We start from the raw sequence: 15,703 nt of genomic DNA, 5'->3' as shown, positions 1-15,703 counted from the left end.
CGGGCTGGTCCTTTTGTGTTGTTAATATCCCTTTATAAAAGTAGGAAATAAGTTCTTGCATTTTTATAGTGAGTGGTCTATAATGAAATTAATTCCTATTAATGTGAAAGGTTTTATAAATAGCTTTATAAATATAATATAGGCACTTTTTAATATGGGTGTGTTTAACACTAACGTTTACAAAGAAAGGCAAAATATATGAGGATTTCCACAAAAGGTCGGTATGCATTGATGGTCCTCATCGATTTGGCAGAGCAAGGTCAAGATAAACCTGTCTCCTTGCGATCTGTAGCAGAACGACAAGGCATATCTGAAAAATACCTAGAAGGTATCGTAGCTCGTTTAGGCGCTGCAAAACTAGTGGATAGTATCCGCGGTAAGTATGGCGGCTATCGCTTATCTAAAAGCCCTAAAGAATATACAATTATTGAAATTCTACTTGCTACAGAGGAATCTATGGCTATCATCTCTACCCTTGATGAAGGGGTGAGTACTGATACAGTGATCAACGAACGTACCGTTGGTTTCTGGGCAGGATTACAAAACTATATCCATGATTATTTAGAAAACGTAACCCTTCAAGATGTAATCGATGGGACTTACGCAAAACTTGATACAAAATATGATAACTGGGATGGTTCTATTTAATAAGGAGTGACCACTATGTCTAAAATTGCAAAATCTTTTGTTGAATTAATTGGTAAAACACCATTATTAGCTGCTACACGTTTTGGTAAAAAATATGGTGCAAACGCTAATATTTTCGCAAAATTGGAATACTTTAACCCAGGCGGTTCCGTAAAAGACCGTATCGCAGCAGCAATCATTCAAGCTGCAGTTGAATCTGGTGAATTACAACCAGGCGGCACAATCGTAGAAGCTACATCTGGTAATACTGGTATTGGCTTGTCTGCTGTAGGTGCTGCGCTTGGCTATAAAGTTGTAATCGTAATGCCTGAAACAATGTCCATTGAACGCCGTAAATTAATGCTTGGTTATGGTGCTCAGCTCGTATTGACTGACGGTTCTCTTGGTATGAAAGGCGCTATTGCAAAAGCTAAGGAAATCGTAACGGCTACAGCTGGTGCTATTGAAGCCGGTCAGTTCGTAAATCAAGCTAATCCTGCAATTCACTACAGAACAACTGGTCCTGAAATCTGGCAAGATACTGATGGTACCGTAGATATCTACGTATCTGGTGTTGGTACAGGCGGTACGTTGACAGGTGCAGGTCGCTACTTGAAAGAACAAAACCCTGATGTACATGTGGTTGCCGTAGAACCAGCAGATTCTCCTGTATTGTCTAATGGTAAACCAGGCCCTCATAAAATCCAAGGCTTAGGTGCTGGCTTTATTCCAGATACATTGGATACTAACATTTACGATGAAGTAATCCAAGTTTCTAACGAGGATGCTTTTGCTACATCTCAAGCTTTCGGTCACACAGAAGGTGTATTGGTAGGTATTTCCTCTGGTGCTGCGCTTTGGGCGGCTCAAGAATTGGCAAAACGCCCTGAAAATAAAGGCAAAAATATTGTAGTAATTCTCCCTGATACAGGCGAACGCTACTTATCTACAGCTTTATTCCCTGAAGTTTAATTTTCTATCATGGTGAAAGCATAACAGTTGTTTTCTACTGGCTCAAACACATGGATGTTTCCCTGTATTTTACAGGGAGCATCCTTTTTTGTTTGAACTCTTTTGTTATTATAATAGGGTGATGTACTGAGTAGATAATGGTGCAGATTATTGATAGTCGGAGAGGGACTTTCACAATAACATTTATAATTGAAAACACAAAAAAATTTATAATTGTATATGAAAAAGGAGCTACTAGGTAGCTCCTTTAGTATTTTGGTATTTAATTGTAATTATCTACCGTTTTTAACGATATTATCCATCCAGTTGAATAATTCTTCTAAATCGTAGTCACCAGAGTGATCTACATCAAATGGTGTTGCCATATCTACTCTGTACCCAAGGTTTTGAGCACGTGTACCTACGATTAAAGGAATTGCAACAGATGTATTGCTGTCGGCTGTGCCATAACGAATACGATAGAATCGTGCATTTGTCGCAGCAGGAGAACCGAGATAGTTCATTGGATTCATCATAGTAACGATCTTAGCATTTTCTACGTATACATCTTGGTTAGCTGTTGAATCGTGTAATGCAGCAGTAATGGTAAAGTGATTATTATCTGTAGTACTTGTACCAAATAGATTGTTTTCACCTGTATCATTAGCACGAGAGTCAAAGGCACCAGGCGCTTTTGAGCGACTTACAAAGTGGTTATATGCTTCCCAGTTAATGTCTTTGATGGCCCCTGTTTTATTATCTCGTACAAGGTATGTATGCTTGGATAAATCAGTACCTTGAGCTGCTGCTTTATTAGCGGCAGCAACGATAAACTCTTTTACATAGTTTTTGAAAGTCCCGTTACCATTCTTGTCGAGTTTTAGTATACGACCTAGAGAGTCACGTAATTGTAAGTTATTTACGTAATCAGGGAAGTGTTCGCTGAGTATTTTAGAGTATGATAAATCGTCTGTATTCAAGTTTACACGTTGCATCGTACGTTGTGGTGGAGCAGAGTTGCCACCTACATTAGCTTGTGGTAATTCGCCTTGGCCCATAGTTACTTTGTTAAAGGCTGTGATACCGTTATAGCTCCATTCGTAAGCCATATCTGCCGCATCAAGGTTAGTGATAGGGGCATATGCAGATACTGCGTATACATTAGTTGCCGCTGTAGCTGCACCTAATGCTTGTAAATATGGTTGGAAGTCGGAGCTGTTACCAGTTGCACCTTGTAATAAGGATACACCACCGCCTGCACTTGTACCATTTGTGATAATGCGATTTGCATTACCTGGCATAGCGGAATCGTTAGCGTGTAAGTAGGCTGTAGCCGCTTGTAAGTCAACGATTACTGCAGGGGCCTTACCGATAAAGTTGCCATCGGAAGCTTTATTGGTACGACCACGAGTAGATGGGGAAGCTACTACATAACCACGGGATAATGCGTAAAGAACACTGTTAGGTTTTCCATTTTCTACCTTAGGCGTCATAGCTTGGCTCGGCATGTAACCACCTACTGCATTTGGCATGAAGATAGGGGCTGTTTGGGTGTTGTAACCGTTGATTGTGCCGTTGTTGAAATATTCCTCTGGTACATAAATGTTCATGTATTGCTGATCTATGTCGATTGGATTAGCCACGTAAGGGATATATTCGAAGGCGCGATATTTGATTTCCTTATTATCTACTGTGGTAGACATGGATTCATAATTTTTCGCGTCGAAAGCAAGACTAATCTTTGCAGACGCATCAGCTTGCAATGGGGGTTCAATTGGTTGGGAGAGAATATTTTTCTCTTCTGTAACAGTAGAGCCCTTTGTGGAAGCTTCATTACGAGCGTTTACATAAGATTGCGGTAATTTACTTTCTTGAACCTGTTTAGTCTCTACGTCAGATTTAGCTTTTGCTTCGGCTTCAGATTGAGCTTTAGCAGTAGCATCTACTTCTGCTTTAGCTTTTGTCTCGGCTTCAGCTTGCGCTTTAGCAGCAGCATCTGCTTCTGCTTTAGCTTTAGCTTTTGCCTCGGCTTCAGCCTGAGCTTTTGCTGCAGCTGCCGCTTCTTCTTTTGCTAGTTGTTCAGCAGCTAAACGTTCTTGTTCTTCTTGGATCGCAGCTTGTCTTGCAAGTTCCGCTTGTTTAGCAGCAATACGTTCTTGTTCTGCTTTTATAGCCGCTTCGCGTTCAGCTTTAGCTTTCTCGGTCGCGATACGCTCTTGTTCAGCTTTTAAAGCTGCTTGCCGTTGAGATTCAGCCTGTTGTGCGGCGATACGTTCTTGTTCTGCTTTAATAGCTGCTTGGCGTTGAGCTTCAGCCTGTTGAGCTGCCATACGTTCTTGTTCTGCTCTAATAACTGCTTGTCGTTCGGCTTCAGCTTTAGCGGCGGCTTCAGCACGTTGGCGAGCTGCTTCTTCAGCCGCTAAGCGTTCTTCTTCAGCCTGTTGAGCGAGGATACTCTCACGTTCAGCTTTTAAAGCCGCTTGGCGTTGAGCTTCAGCCCGTTGAGCGGCAATACGCTCTTGTTCAGCTTTAATAGCTGCTTGGCGTTGCGCTTCGGCTTGCTGAGCGGCGATACGTTCTTGTTCTGCGTTAATAGCCACTTGACGTTGAGCCTCAGCTTGTTGAGCCGCAATACGTTCCTGCTCAGCACGTAAAGCCGCTTGGCGTTGAGCCTCGGCTTGTTGAGCTACCACACGTTCTTGTTCCGCCTGCAAAGCTGCTTGCCGTTGGGCTTCTGCTTGTTGTTGTGCTTGTAGTGCGGCTTGCCGTTGTGCTTCAGCTTGCTTTTGAGCAAGTTGTTGTTGATCAACTTGTGATACATTTTCTTGTTGAGCTGCTTCTTCCGCGGCTAGTTGAGCTAAACGTTCACGCTCAGCTCGTTGAATATCTCGAATCGTAAGCCTCTGTTTTGCTACTACGGCTTTTGTTACTGTAGTATTTGATACAGTTAATGGAGCTATGGATTCTTGTTGAATAACAACAGGCGTACGCTGTACTTGTGTAGTTTGTACTTGTTGCTTACCATCCACTGGTTTCTCTACAGTAATGGGTTCAGTTTTTCGTTGTACATTTATCAAACTGTGCATTGCTAATGTAGGCTCCATGACAGTTTTTGTATCTTTATTGACAACATACTGAGGTTGAGTTTGAACCTGTTGCTGAGATTGCATTGGTACTACTTGTTGCGGTACTGATTGCAATGGTGTAACTTGTTGAGTTTGTACAGGGCTAACCGTTGCTGGTTGCATCACGTAGGATGGTTGAGGTTGTGCCATCGGTGGTGTTTGTTGTTGTACAACGGTGGCCGGTTGTGGTGTAGCTGGTAAGACTGGCTGAGTTGCCATTGGTTTCACGACTGGAGTTGCTATACTTGTAGGACTCTGTGTCGTTGATTCAGCACTGGTACTCGTACCTACTAAATCATTCATGTTAAGTGTAGGCTCTGCATGGGCAACACCACCCAATGCAGCTGCAGCAAGAAATGCAGCAGTGACCTTACAATTTTTGGATGATTTCATGAATTAGCTCTCCGAACTAGATTTCTAATAATAGTTTATAATTTTAAAGTTTATTAATATTTATATAGTTTAACATAAATCGATGTGATTGTACAATTTTGAGGACTTGCTTCCACTTTTGAAAGTAGTCTAGATTATAAAATATAAAATAATATTAATTATTTTTGAATATCAGAAAAGGACTAGATCACGTATACCTCTGAACTGTTGTTCCAAAATTGTGTCCAATTTTAGGTCAGTTCAGAATACGTATATTCTAGTCCTTTTACTATATCTACTGGTGTGACACCAGCTTTCACCATCGATAAGAGTCATTAATCAATTAGTTGCTAAATGTTAACTATTAGTTACTAACCGCTAATCGTCGAAACTCATCATAAACAATTAATAATTATCAGCCATCAATCAATCATATATAAGCTATAATTGATGGTTAATTTTAATGATTTATTTTGTGATACTATTTTTTAAGCTTGGCTTTACAAGTGCTAAGATAAAGCAAGCCACAACGGAACCAATTGCGATGGATGCAAGGTATAGAAGTGGATTACCAATTGTTGGTACTACAAAGATGCCGCCGTGTGGAGCGCGTAGTGTGCATTCGAAGAACATGGATAACGCACCGGCTGTACCAGCACCGATAATACAAGCTGGTAATACGCGAACTGGATCGGCTGCTGCAAATGGGATGGCACCTTCTGTGATGAAGGAAAGGCCCATGATGTAGTTTGTGATACCAGATTTACGTTCAGCCTCTGTGAAGCGGCTAGGGAAGAATGTAGTACAAAGAGCAATTGCCAATGGAGGAACCATACCGCCTGCCATGACAGCCGCCATAATACCGTATTCGCCAGTTGCAAGAGCACCAGTACCGATAACATAAGCCGCTTTGTTTACAGGGCCGCCCATGTCAACGGACATCATAGCACCAAAGATAAGTCCTAACAATACGCGGCTCGTTGTGCCCATGGATTGCAAGGAGTCCATCAACCAGTGGTTAAGTGCGGATACAGGAGGGTTGATGATAAAGGTAATGGCGATACCAATGAATAATACGCCAAGCACAGGGTAGAAGAGAACTGGTTTTGTACCTTCTAAGGCTTGAGGCAAACCAGATACTAATTTTTTAACTAATAATACCAAATAACCTGCTGCGAAACCGGCAATCAATGCACCTAGGAAACCAGAGCCACCTTGATTAGCTAATAAGCCTCCAACAAAACCAGCTACAAGACCTGGACGGTCCGCAATACTCATAGCGATGTAACCCGCTAATACGGGTAACATGAAACCAAAGGAAGCGCCACCGATTTGCATTAAGAAAGCTGCAAGAGGTGTACCGGAACCAAAGTTTTTAGGATTTGCTGGGTCGAATACATCAAATAAAAAGGCAAGGGCAATTAAGATACCGCCACCGATAACGAATGGCAACATGTGGGAGACACCATTCATCAAATGTTTGTAGATTTGACGACCGAAGTTATCTGCCGCATCGAATGCAGCCACTGCACCATTTTTATCAGATGGGGAAGCATGGTATACAGGTGCTGTACCAGCTATAGCTTCACGCAATAACTCTTCCGCTTTATTGATGCCGTTCGCAACCTTAGTTTGAATCATAGGTTTGCCATCAAAGCGTGCCATCTCTACTTGACGGTCAGAAGCTACGATAATGCATTTAGCGTGATCGATTTCTTCTGTTGTAAGAGCGTCTTTAACGCCAGATGCACCATTTTTCTCAACCTTTAAAGCAATGCCCATTTCTTTAGCCTTGCGCTCTAAAGATTCAGCCGCCATATAAGTATGTGCAATGCCTGTAGGGCAACCAGTAACAGCAAGTACATCATAATGCGGGTTATCTACAGAAATCTTAGGTGCTACCTTTTCAATTGCTTCTGTAGCCTTTGCTTCGATAGCATCGGTAATGCTGGTTGCTTTTTGAAACTCTGCTGGTTTGATATATCCTTCTACAGATGGGTCAAAGTTTCCTTCTTCTTTAGCTGTAATGAGATCTAAGAATCGATCAACAGTAGCCGCTTGAATTAGGGCTTCTTTGAAGTCTGGGTCAATCACCATAGTTGCTAGTTTGCTCAATACCTCTACGTGAGTGTCAGCCGCACCTTCTGGAGCCGCAATCATGAAGAATAGGCGGGAAGGTTGACCATCAAGCGCTTCAAAATCTACACCGTTAGGCACGACCATAGCGGCTAGGCCTGCTTCTTTTACGCCTGCAGATTTAGCGTGTGGTGTGGCAATACCGTCGCCAAGGCCTGTAGAACCAGACTCTTCACGAGCGAACACTGCTTTTAAATATTCTGCCTTGTCTGTCAAGTGGCCGCCTTTGTCCATCAATTCACCTAAGGTGTAAATGGCGTCAGCCTTTGTGACAGGATCTGCATTCAGCAGGATAGATTGCGGTTTTAATAGATTAGTGATTTTCATATGTGTACTCCTTGATGCACATAAAATATAAAACTATTTAACTCGTACTTGTGAAAGCAGTGCTTCTACTTCTTCAAGGGTTGCGAGGTTTTCAGAGTAAGCGGAGGCAGAGCCACTGGAGATACCCCAGTAGAGCGCCTCTTGTAAGTCACCCGTCTTTTCATAGCCCGTAATAAAGCCAGCTACCATGGAGTCGCCAGCACCTACGGAATTCACGAGTGTTCCTTTAGGGGCAGGACTGGTATATACCGTGCCATCAGCGGATACCAAGATTGCTCCATCACCAGCCATTGAGATGAGCACGTGTTGTGCACCTTTCTCTTGTAATGCTTTGGCAGCTTCTACAAGGTCATCCTTTGTAGCGAGAGTGCGACCAAAGATTTCGCTAAGTTCGTGATTATTTGGCTTAATTAAAAATGGTTTATAAGGTAAGACTCTTGTGAGCAGATCTTTTGTAGCATCAACTACGATACGAATATTTTTATGTTGTAAGCGCTCTATAATGAGTTCGTACATATCGCTTGGTAGGCTAGAAGGAATGCTGCCAGCAAGGATTAAGGTGTCCTTTTCGGTCAACGCATCAAGCTGTTTGTATAGAGCTTCTAATTCGTCGGTAGCAATGATTGGGCCGCGGCCATTAATCTCTGTTTCCTCATCAGAGGCTTTTACCTTAACATTGATGCGGGTTAATCCTTCGCGAAGCCGGATGAAATCTTCTTTCACGCCGAATTTCTTGAGTTGTGTTACGATTTCTTCGCCTGTAAACCCTGCGATGAAGCCGAGTGCTGTCGTATCCATGCCAAGATTGTTGAGCACGATAGATACGTTGATACCTTTGCCGCCACCGAGAACGTATTCTTGGATGGTGCGATTAATAGTACCTGTCTTGAGGTGATCAAGGCGTACGATATAATCGAGAGCCGGATTAAAGGTAATGGTATAAATCATACAATTTCCCCTTTTGAGATAATACTAATTAGCGTATGATTGGTTGATCTTGCTTCCGTAATCGTAACCAATAGATGAGTGGTACTAGATATAGGAAGAAGGCAAATGGTACATAACCTGTTGAACTTGTACCCATCATGACAATGGGCACGTAGGCAGCGATATTCCATGGTTGTAATGGAGCGATGAGAATGCCACTATTTTCAAAGTCTAGCATTACATCTTCGTCTTGAATACCTCGCTGTGCGTAGGTAATACGCATAATAGAGTGCGTCATAACTACCGCAATAGCTTGGCTGCATCCAACCGCACCTGTTAAGAAAGCAAGACCTACATTGGCAGCAAATACATCGCTCCGTGTTTTAGCTCGCTCTAACAGTTGTCGTATATCGTTCCAGAAGCCAACCCCTTCGAGCATGCCTGAAATGGCAGTAGCCATAAAAATTGAAAGGGTAGGGATAAACATCGTTTGTAGACCGCCGCCATGAATGATATTAGCTAGTGGATTATAGTGCGGTAGTTCAAAGCCTGTTAAGGTATACCATCCCAACTCTGAGAGGCTCGCATCCTGATTGGTATAGGCTAGAATGGCCGCCGCTAATGCACTGAGTCCGATAGGCCAACGGATAGATACTTTCAAAGGCAATAGACCAATGACGATGATGACTGGAATCCATAATGTCCAATCGATGTTGAAAATAAAGTGAATTGTATCGGATAGTAAACTATTTTCGTAATTGAGTGGGTACCACTGAGATAGTAATAGATACAACACTGTAGAGATGATGAGTGCTGGAATACCATCTTTAAACATAATGGGAATATTCGTCGATACCTTTGTATGGGTCAAGGCCGCTACAAGAGATGCACTAGAGGATAGTGGACCGTTTCGATCACCAAAGTAAGCACCTGCAATAATGGCACCAGCTACGATATTTTCTGGAATACTTCCAGCTCTTGCCATGGTGATGAGTACGATGCCTATCGTGCCTACAGTGCCTAGTGCAGTACCTAACAACATACTCACTATAGCTGTTATTAAAAAGGCACAGACGATAAAGATGGATGGATCAATTAAATCGATACCTGTGGCGATAATCATAGGAATAACGCCTGCTGCTTGCCACATGGCGATGAGCCAACCGATGAGAAGGAAGATTTGCATCACTACGATGGATGTTTTCGCACCTGTCCAAGATAGGTTTAATAATTCTTTTAGTGTATATCCTTTGCGGTAGAACACGTAGGCCATGATGCTCCATACGACAATCAAGGCATAACCAATAGTGATGCTATTGGCTACGGCTATGAGGATGACGAGAATGGATGCAAGTAGTCCCAAAAGGGGCTCTATATTCCGTGGCATGAGTGTGCGGCCCTGTTGGTACCTTAGGAACGCATTTAATATAAGTTGTAACCACTTCATTTTAATCGATAGGAAGTTCTGTTTCGAAGACTTCCTCAGCCGGGCCTGTCATGAGCACCGTGCCATCCTCCAAGTATGAAATATGCAATGTTCCTAAATAGAGTTCCACATCTACTTCGCGGCCTGTTAAGCCCTTTTCAAAGGACATAACGGCAGAGGCACAAGATCCTGTTCCACAAGCTAAGGTAGCACCAGCGCCGCGTTCCCAAGTGCGCACCTTGATGTGTTTGTCATTTACCACCTCAATGTAGTTTACATTGGTGTTAGCTGGAAATATATCGTGCTTTTCAAGGATTGGGCCCTGTGTCGTAATAGGGGCCTTTGTAATGTCGTCGATGAATACCTCCGTATGAGGCACGCCGAGCAATACAGAACTCACTGTTACGGTTTCACCGTTTACATCGAGGTCTACGTCGATAACCTTATCCAGGTTTACATTCATAGGAATGTCTTGGGACTTAAAAAATGGTTTGCCCATGTCTACAGTAACTTGTGTGACTATACCGTTTTCGATAGTCAATGTAGGCTTCATTACGCCAGCTAAGGTTTCGATGGTGAAAGTCTCCTTCGTTGTTTCACCGTGTTCATAAGCGTATTTGGCAAAGCAACGGATGGCGTTGCCGCACATTTCTGCTTCACTACCATCGGAGTTGATGATGCGCATGCGCACATCACAGGTTTCGGAAGGAACTAGGATAGCAAGACCATCAGCACCAATACCCGTGCGACGATCGCAAAGGTGGATGGCGAGGTCTGTGTAGTCTTTAGACGTCCCTTGTGGGTCGGCAAAGAGGATGAAGTCATTGCCGAGACCATGCATTTTCGTTAATTTCATAAAGTCTCCTATCAATAAGTAAGACTTTCACCATGAAGCCCGTGAAAGTCTCATATGTTTATTATTATATATTCTATATTATAATATTATATCATAAATAGGTCCTAAGCATGGCATGGAATCGTATAAATTTATAGCAAAATAAAGGGAAAATAAGGAAAGCTTACAACGTTTATTGAGAGTTATAGTAAAACAAAAAATGCCCCATATGGGACGGTTATTTAAGGGAGTATAGGTATTTGGATTACTTTATTGTTTAACAGAGAAATGATAAAATAAAGAGTAATGTAGTTAATCGTAATAGAAAGAGGAACACATATGCGAATTCAAGGGATTTCTGGATCTCGTGGCGTTGCAGTAGGCAATGTATATAGATATATTCAAGAGGAAATTGTCATTCCTGATTACAATGTAACGGAAGACAAGGTAGAAGAAGAAATTGGCAAGTTTGCAACTGCTATGGCATCTACCTTAAAACAATTGGATACTATTCGTAAAAAAGCATTGGATGAAATGGGGCCAGAAGAGGCGGCTATTTTTGAAGCGCATATGCAAATTGCTCAAGACCCATCCTTATCTGACGGAATTAAATCCCTTGTTGAGTCTAGCCATATGAATGTGGTAGCGGCTACGGCTCAAACAATTGAAACCTTTGCAAATATCTTTCTCGGCATGGAAGACGCCTATATGCGTGAACGAGGCGCAGATATTAAGGATATCGGTGATTGTTTGATGCGTAATATGTTAGGCATGAACCCTCGCGGTTTATCACATATTTCTGGCGAGGTTATCTTGGTGGCTCATGATTTGGCACCATCTGATACGGCATCCCTTGATAAAGCGGTAGTAAAAGGTATCGTTACGGCAGCAGGTGGCCCTACATCTCATGCGGCTATTATGGCTCGCACCTTAGAGATTCCTGCAGTTATGGGCGTTGGTGATATTGAAAGCTTTGCAGATGGCGATAAGGCAGTCGTTCTTGGTACGGATGGTATCGTGGAAATCAATCCATCTGATGCGGATTGGACGGAGTATACAAATCAAGCGTTGGCGTTCCAAGAAGAGTTAAAACGGTTACGCGAATCCGCTAATCTTGAAGCTACTACCATTGATGGTCATCATGTAGAACTATTCGGCAACATTGGTAAGGCGAAGGATGCTAAACATGCGCTCACTATGGGCGCACAAGGTATTGGTTTGTATCGTACAGAATTCCTTTACATGGAAAATGACGAATTGCCTGCAGAAGAAATACAATTCGAAGAGTATAAAAAGGTAGCCCAAGATATGAAGGGGCAGCCTGTTATTATCCGTACCATGGACATCGGTGGAGACAAGGAATTGAAATGCCTTGATTTACCAAGTGAAATGAATCCATTCCTAGGATATCGCGCTATTCGTATATCCTTAAATCGTCCAGACATCTTTAAGGTACAATTGCGTGCCTTATTACGAGCTAGTGCGTTTGGTGATATTCACATCATGTATCCTATGATTGCTTCCGTTGAGGAAGTGAAGCAAGCGAATGCTATGCTTAGTGAATGTAAGGAGGAACTGGAGGCTGAGGGTAAGGATTTCAACAAGGATATCAAGGTTGGCATCATGATCGAAGTACCAGCGGCAGCTGTTATATCTCCAATTCTTGCTAAATATGTAGACTTCTTTAGTATCGGTACGAATGATCTTTGCCAATACACATTGGCAGTAGACCGTATGAACGAAGCAATTGGTAGCTTGTATCAACCATTGCATCCAGGTGTGTTACGTCTTATTAAGCACGTCATTGATGCTAGTCATGAACAAGGTAAATTTACAGGCATGTGTGGTGAGCTTGCTAGCGACCCTGTGGCGACCATGATTCTGTTGGGCCTTGGCCTCGACGAATTCTCCATGACGGCTTCTTCGATTCCTCTTATTAAAAATATTTTGCGTTCTGTTTCCAAAACAGAATGTGAAGAGGTAGCAAATAAAGCACTTACTATGGACACAGCAGAAGAAATTACAGAATACGCTAAATCTGTATTAGCTGAAAAAGGTTTATTATAATTTTACTTTTGTTAAATAGGATTATTACATAGTAAATAGGATGTAATATACTTGAATTGAAATGCTTGATATTGATACAATATATCTATTAGAACGTATGGATAGGCACCGCCTATCGAGATAGAAAGAGGTTATCATGAAAGAATTAACAGTAGAAATTACTAACGAATCCGGTTTACATGCTCGTCCTGCTACAGCTTTCACACAATTGGCTGCTAAGTTCGCTTCCAAAGTGACTATCGCTGCTAATGGCAAAACAGCAGATGCTAAATCCATTTTAACTGTATTGACCTTGGGTGCTACAAAAGGCACATCCGTTACCTTGACGGCTGACGGTGCTGACGAAGACGAGGCACTCGCTGCATTGAGCGAATTCTTAACAACTAACCACGATTAATATGAGGGTAATAAAAAGGACCCTACATTTTGAACTGCACCTCCAAAAATTATGTCCAATTTTTTGGGTGCAATTCATTTGTAGAGTCCTTTTTTATTTACCCATATTTGCAAAGCGCTCTACAGCTTTTGTAAAGTCGCTAATGGTTTTTTCCACGTCACCATGTTCGATACCATCTCGTACGCAGTGGTTGATATGTCCTTCAAGAATTACTTGCCCTACTTTATGTAGTGCAGATTTAGCTGCATTAATTTGGCTCAACACATCTTCGCAGGGAATGTCTTCTTCAATCATTCGATCAATAGCTTGCACTTGACCTAAGATTTTACGCAATCGACGATGCAGATTTTCTGAATCCATACACTGTTTCATATTACTCCTCCATAGGCATGTTTTTATCATCTCATATATTATACTCTATTTAAAGTTTTTAATACAACTTAATAAGTATAACTAATATGCATTAATCGGTATTTATAGATATATAGTATCGTGCCGTTATAAGATATATTAAATATATTTGTAGTATGAGTGGTCGTCAGAAACTAGTGTTTTACATATCATCTTCTTGATTGATGTGATACAATACATTTAATATACTTTATATTTGTATATGTATATAAGGTATTGTATAGATGGCTAGATTATAAACCTATATTTACATGTGCTTATATTACAGACCTTTAAGAAATAGGTGAAAGAAATGAAAGTATTTCGCTACCTTCGAAACCTAGTTGTATTCGTGGTGGTCATGATTTTGGCTATGTTTATCTATGACGGATACCATAGCTTTCAAGGGACAAATCGTGAGAGTAAAGCTCATACACTTGTTGAAAAACAAATAGAACAAAGTGAAGACACGCTCAGTCGTACAGATCGAATTATACGCCTGTTTACATTTAGAGATAAAGTACAGATAGCTCTTAATCAACGTGTTTCAAAAGAGCATTGGGTGAAAAGGGATGTTATTCCTGAGTATACAAAAAATGCATTAATCGCTATTGAGGATAAGCGGTATTATAAACATGGAGCTATTGATGTACTCGGTATTATTCGCGCCTTGTACACAAATACCATAGCAGGTGAAACGCTGGAAGGCGGTAGTACTATTACACAACAACTCGTAAAAAATCTGTTCCTTTCATCAAAGCGCATTATGAGTCGTAAGGTAGAAGAGGCGATTCTCGCTAGTGAAATGGAACATTACTACTCTAAGGAAGAAATTCTCACCATGTATTTGAATACCGTATATTATGGACATAATTACTACGGTATCTACGAAGCCTCTTATGGTTACTTCGGTACGAGTCCAAGTCGATTAACATTGGGGCAAAGCGCTTTACTCGCAGCATTACCTAATGCACCGTCCTATTTAGATCCTTATACGAACTATGAAGGGGCTAAAGCTCGACAAAAACTGGTGCTAGAACAAATGGTAGACCAAGGCATGATTACACAAGCCGAGGCAGACTATGCGTATGAACAAGATTTGGAGCTTGTGGAAGAGTAAAAAATATATATAAGAATCAAATCCTTGTTAGTTAAGTTGAATTGGCTAACAAGGATTTTTTTGTTACATTAGTGTTATCAATAATAAACTTTCATGAGTGTTTTACTGTTAGGAGATTGTGTATTGGATAATGTTGTACTAAAGCAGTATGAGCATGGTAATTTTTCCTCTATTTATATAGGGGCAAAACCTATTATTAAGTTTGCCATGCTTAGATTGGAGAATTTTATATCCTATTATTTAAGAGGCCCTGGAGGATTAGATTATAAATCTGAGGTTTATGATGTTGAGTCCTATGCCCGTGAAATTTTTTATATTGAACAGGTTGATGCTAATAAAATAGAAAACTGGATAGTTTATTACGATGATGAACATAATTGTATGGCCCTTAGACATTGCTTTTGGAACAAAGCGTTAGATAGAGAGCAAATAATGAATGATGAGTCTTTGCGAGTTGCTGTTAGAGGACAATGCATTGTTGCTTCCATTCCACATATTAATAATGAAACCGTTATAGGTGTAAGTAAAACAGAAAAAAGTAATCTTCTAGACACTATAAATACCTTCGATACAGCAATATCTAAGATGAATATATTAAAGTTATTTAGAAATGTAGACTACAGTACAGGCGATTATAGAATTTCTAGGTCGTATGATTTAGATGTTCGCATTGAAGCGATTATTAATGAAGATCAAAATGAGCTTTACTCGGTTATAGGTGAAATTCAGTCTTTAATAGTTAATACTTTAAAAGCATCAATTAATACAACTACAGATTATAAAGTAGCTTTAGATTACCAATTTTCACCTATTGATATAATTTAAGACCATATATTCCCAAGTGGTAATTAAAATTATAAAAATAATGATTTGCTTGAACCAATAAATGATTTACAGGTATTAATAATTAGTAAATACAAAAAAAAGCTATAATATATGCGGGGTTAAAATGTTGTAGCTTTATTACTCTCGAATAGTTACGTTCCGAAAAATATTATATAAT

General features: G+C 40.9%; 12 protein-coding genes. 6 read left to right on the top strand and 6 right to left on the bottom strand.

Translation table 11 applies throughout. The features are described from left to right. The first annotated feature begins 198 nt into the window (after positions 1–198). Positions 199–648 (top strand): Rrf2 family transcriptional regulator, encoded by a 450-nt coding sequence (locus tag DWV85_RS04300; protein ID WP_004695020.1) that lies wholly within the window; start codon positions 199–201, stop codon positions 646–648. 15 nt (positions 649–663) lie between these two features. Next, the gene (gene cysK / locus DWV85_RS04295; protein ID WP_012864824.1) at positions 664–1,599 is read left to right on the top strand and encodes a cysteine synthase A; all 936 of its coding nucleotides are present in this window, start codon (positions 664–666) and stop codon (positions 1,597–1,599) included. Between the two features lie 272 nt (positions 1,600–1,871). Here the strand turns inward: cysK and DWV85_RS09335 are convergent, their stop codons facing one another. From DWV85_RS09335 to dapF, 5 genes are all read right to left on the bottom strand, one after another. Continuing rightward, positions 1,872–5,096: a subtype B tannase gene (locus tag DWV85_RS09335; protein WP_207798795.1), complete on the bottom strand. Its 3,225-nt coding sequence runs from the start codon at positions 5,094–5,096 to the stop codon at positions 1,872–1,874. A gap of 447 nt (positions 5,097–5,543) precedes the next feature. After that, positions 5,544–7,538: a fructose-specific PTS transporter subunit EIIC gene (locus DWV85_RS04280; protein ID WP_123138109.1), complete on the bottom strand. Its 1,995-nt coding sequence runs from the start codon at positions 7,536–7,538 to the stop codon at positions 5,544–5,546. Positions 7,539–7,571: 33 nt separating this feature from the next. Further along, positions 7,572–8,486, bottom strand: coding sequence for a 1-phosphofructokinase (gene pfkB / locus DWV85_RS04275; RefSeq protein ID WP_123138108.1), 915 nt, complete (start codon positions 8,484–8,486; stop codon positions 7,572–7,574). A 28-nt stretch (positions 8,487–8,514) separates the two neighbouring features. Next, on the bottom strand, positions 8,515–9,912 hold the full coding sequence (locus DWV85_RS04270; RefSeq protein ID WP_123138107.1) for a Na+/H+ antiporter NhaC family protein: 1,398 nt from the start codon (positions 9,910–9,912) through the stop codon (positions 8,515–8,517). Between the two features lies 1 nt (position 9,913). After that, positions 9,914–10,747 (bottom strand): diaminopimelate epimerase, encoded by an 834-nt coding sequence (gene dapF, locus DWV85_RS04265; RefSeq protein WP_123138106.1) that lies wholly within the window; start codon positions 10,745–10,747, stop codon positions 9,914–9,916. Positions 10,748–11,065: 318 nt separating this feature from the next. On the opposite strand from dapF, the gene ptsP reads away from it, so the two are divergent. Further along, positions 11,066–12,793, top strand: coding sequence for a phosphoenolpyruvate--protein phosphotransferase (gene ptsP / locus DWV85_RS04260; RefSeq protein ID WP_123138105.1), 1,728 nt, complete (start codon positions 11,066–11,068; stop codon positions 12,791–12,793). Positions 12,794–12,929: 136 nt separating this feature from the next. Next, positions 12,930–13,190, top strand: coding sequence for an HPr family phosphocarrier protein (locus DWV85_RS04255; protein ID WP_004695032.1), 261 nt, complete (start codon positions 12,930–12,932; stop codon positions 13,188–13,190). Positions 13,191–13,283: 93 nt separating this feature from the next. Here the strand turns inward: DWV85_RS04255 and DWV85_RS04250 are convergent, their stop codons facing one another. After that, positions 13,284–13,562, bottom strand: a complete 279-nt coding sequence (locus DWV85_RS04250; RefSeq protein WP_004697521.1) for a metal-sensing transcriptional repressor — start codon at positions 13,560–13,562, stop codon at positions 13,284–13,286. 331 nt (positions 13,563–13,893) lie between these two features. Between DWV85_RS04250 and DWV85_RS04245 the strand changes: the two genes are divergently transcribed. Continuing rightward, complete coding sequence (locus DWV85_RS04245) at positions 13,894–14,700, top strand: biosynthetic peptidoglycan transglycosylase (RefSeq protein WP_123138104.1); 807 nt, start codon at positions 13,894–13,896, stop codon at positions 14,698–14,700. Between the two features lie 123 nt (positions 14,701–14,823). Then, the gene (locus DWV85_RS04240; RefSeq protein ID WP_123138103.1) at positions 14,824–15,525 is read left to right on the top strand and encodes a hypothetical protein; all 702 of its coding nucleotides are present in this window, start codon (positions 14,824–14,826) and stop codon (positions 15,523–15,525) included. Positions 15,526–15,703: the final 178 nt, after the last annotated feature.

Source organism: Veillonella sp. AF13-2 (genome assembly GCF_003603295.1).
Lineage (GTDB): Bacteria > Bacillota > Negativicutes > Veillonellales > Veillonellaceae > Veillonella > Veillonella parvula_E.
Note: the sequence above shows the minus strand (reverse complement) of the source record. Positions and strands in the feature narration are given on the sequence as shown.

Bases quoted from the DNA above. Each gene is read 5' to 3' on its own strand.
- DWV85_RS04270 (WP_123138107.1), bottom strand. From the start codon at position 9,912: ATGAAGTGGTTACAACTTATATTAAATGCGTTCCTAAGGTACCAACAG.
- DWV85_RS04250 (WP_004697521.1), bottom strand. From the start codon at position 13,562: ATGAAACAGTGTATGGATTCAGAAAATCTGCATCGTCGATTGCGTAAA.
- DWV85_RS04255 (WP_004695032.1), top strand. From the start codon at position 12,930: ATGAAAGAATTAACAGTAGAAATTACTAACGAATCCGGTTTACATGCT.
- ptsP (WP_123138105.1), top strand. From the start codon at position 11,066: ATGCGAATTCAAGGGATTTCTGGATCTCGTGGCGTTGCAGTAGGCAAT.
- DWV85_RS09335 (WP_207798795.1), bottom strand. From the start codon at position 5,096: ATGAAATCATCCAAAAATTGTAAGGTCACTGCTGCATTTCTTGCTGCA.
- cysK (WP_012864824.1), top strand. From the start codon at position 664: ATGTCTAAAATTGCAAAATCTTTTGTTGAATTAATTGGTAAAACACCA.
- DWV85_RS04245 (WP_123138104.1), top strand. From the start codon at position 13,894: ATGAAAGTATTTCGCTACCTTCGAAACCTAGTTGTATTCGTGGTGGTC.
- dapF (WP_123138106.1), bottom strand. From the start codon at position 10,747: ATGAAATTAACGAAAATGCATGGTCTCGGCAATGACTTCATCCTCTTT.
- pfkB (WP_123138108.1), bottom strand. From the start codon at position 8,486: ATGATTTATACCATTACCTTTAATCCGGCTCTCGATTATATCGTACGC.
- DWV85_RS04280 (WP_123138109.1), bottom strand. From the start codon at position 7,538: ATGAAAATCACTAATCTATTAAAACCGCAATCTATCCTGCTGAATGCA.
- DWV85_RS04300 (WP_004695020.1), top strand. From the start codon at position 199: ATGAGGATTTCCACAAAAGGTCGGTATGCATTGATGGTCCTCATCGAT.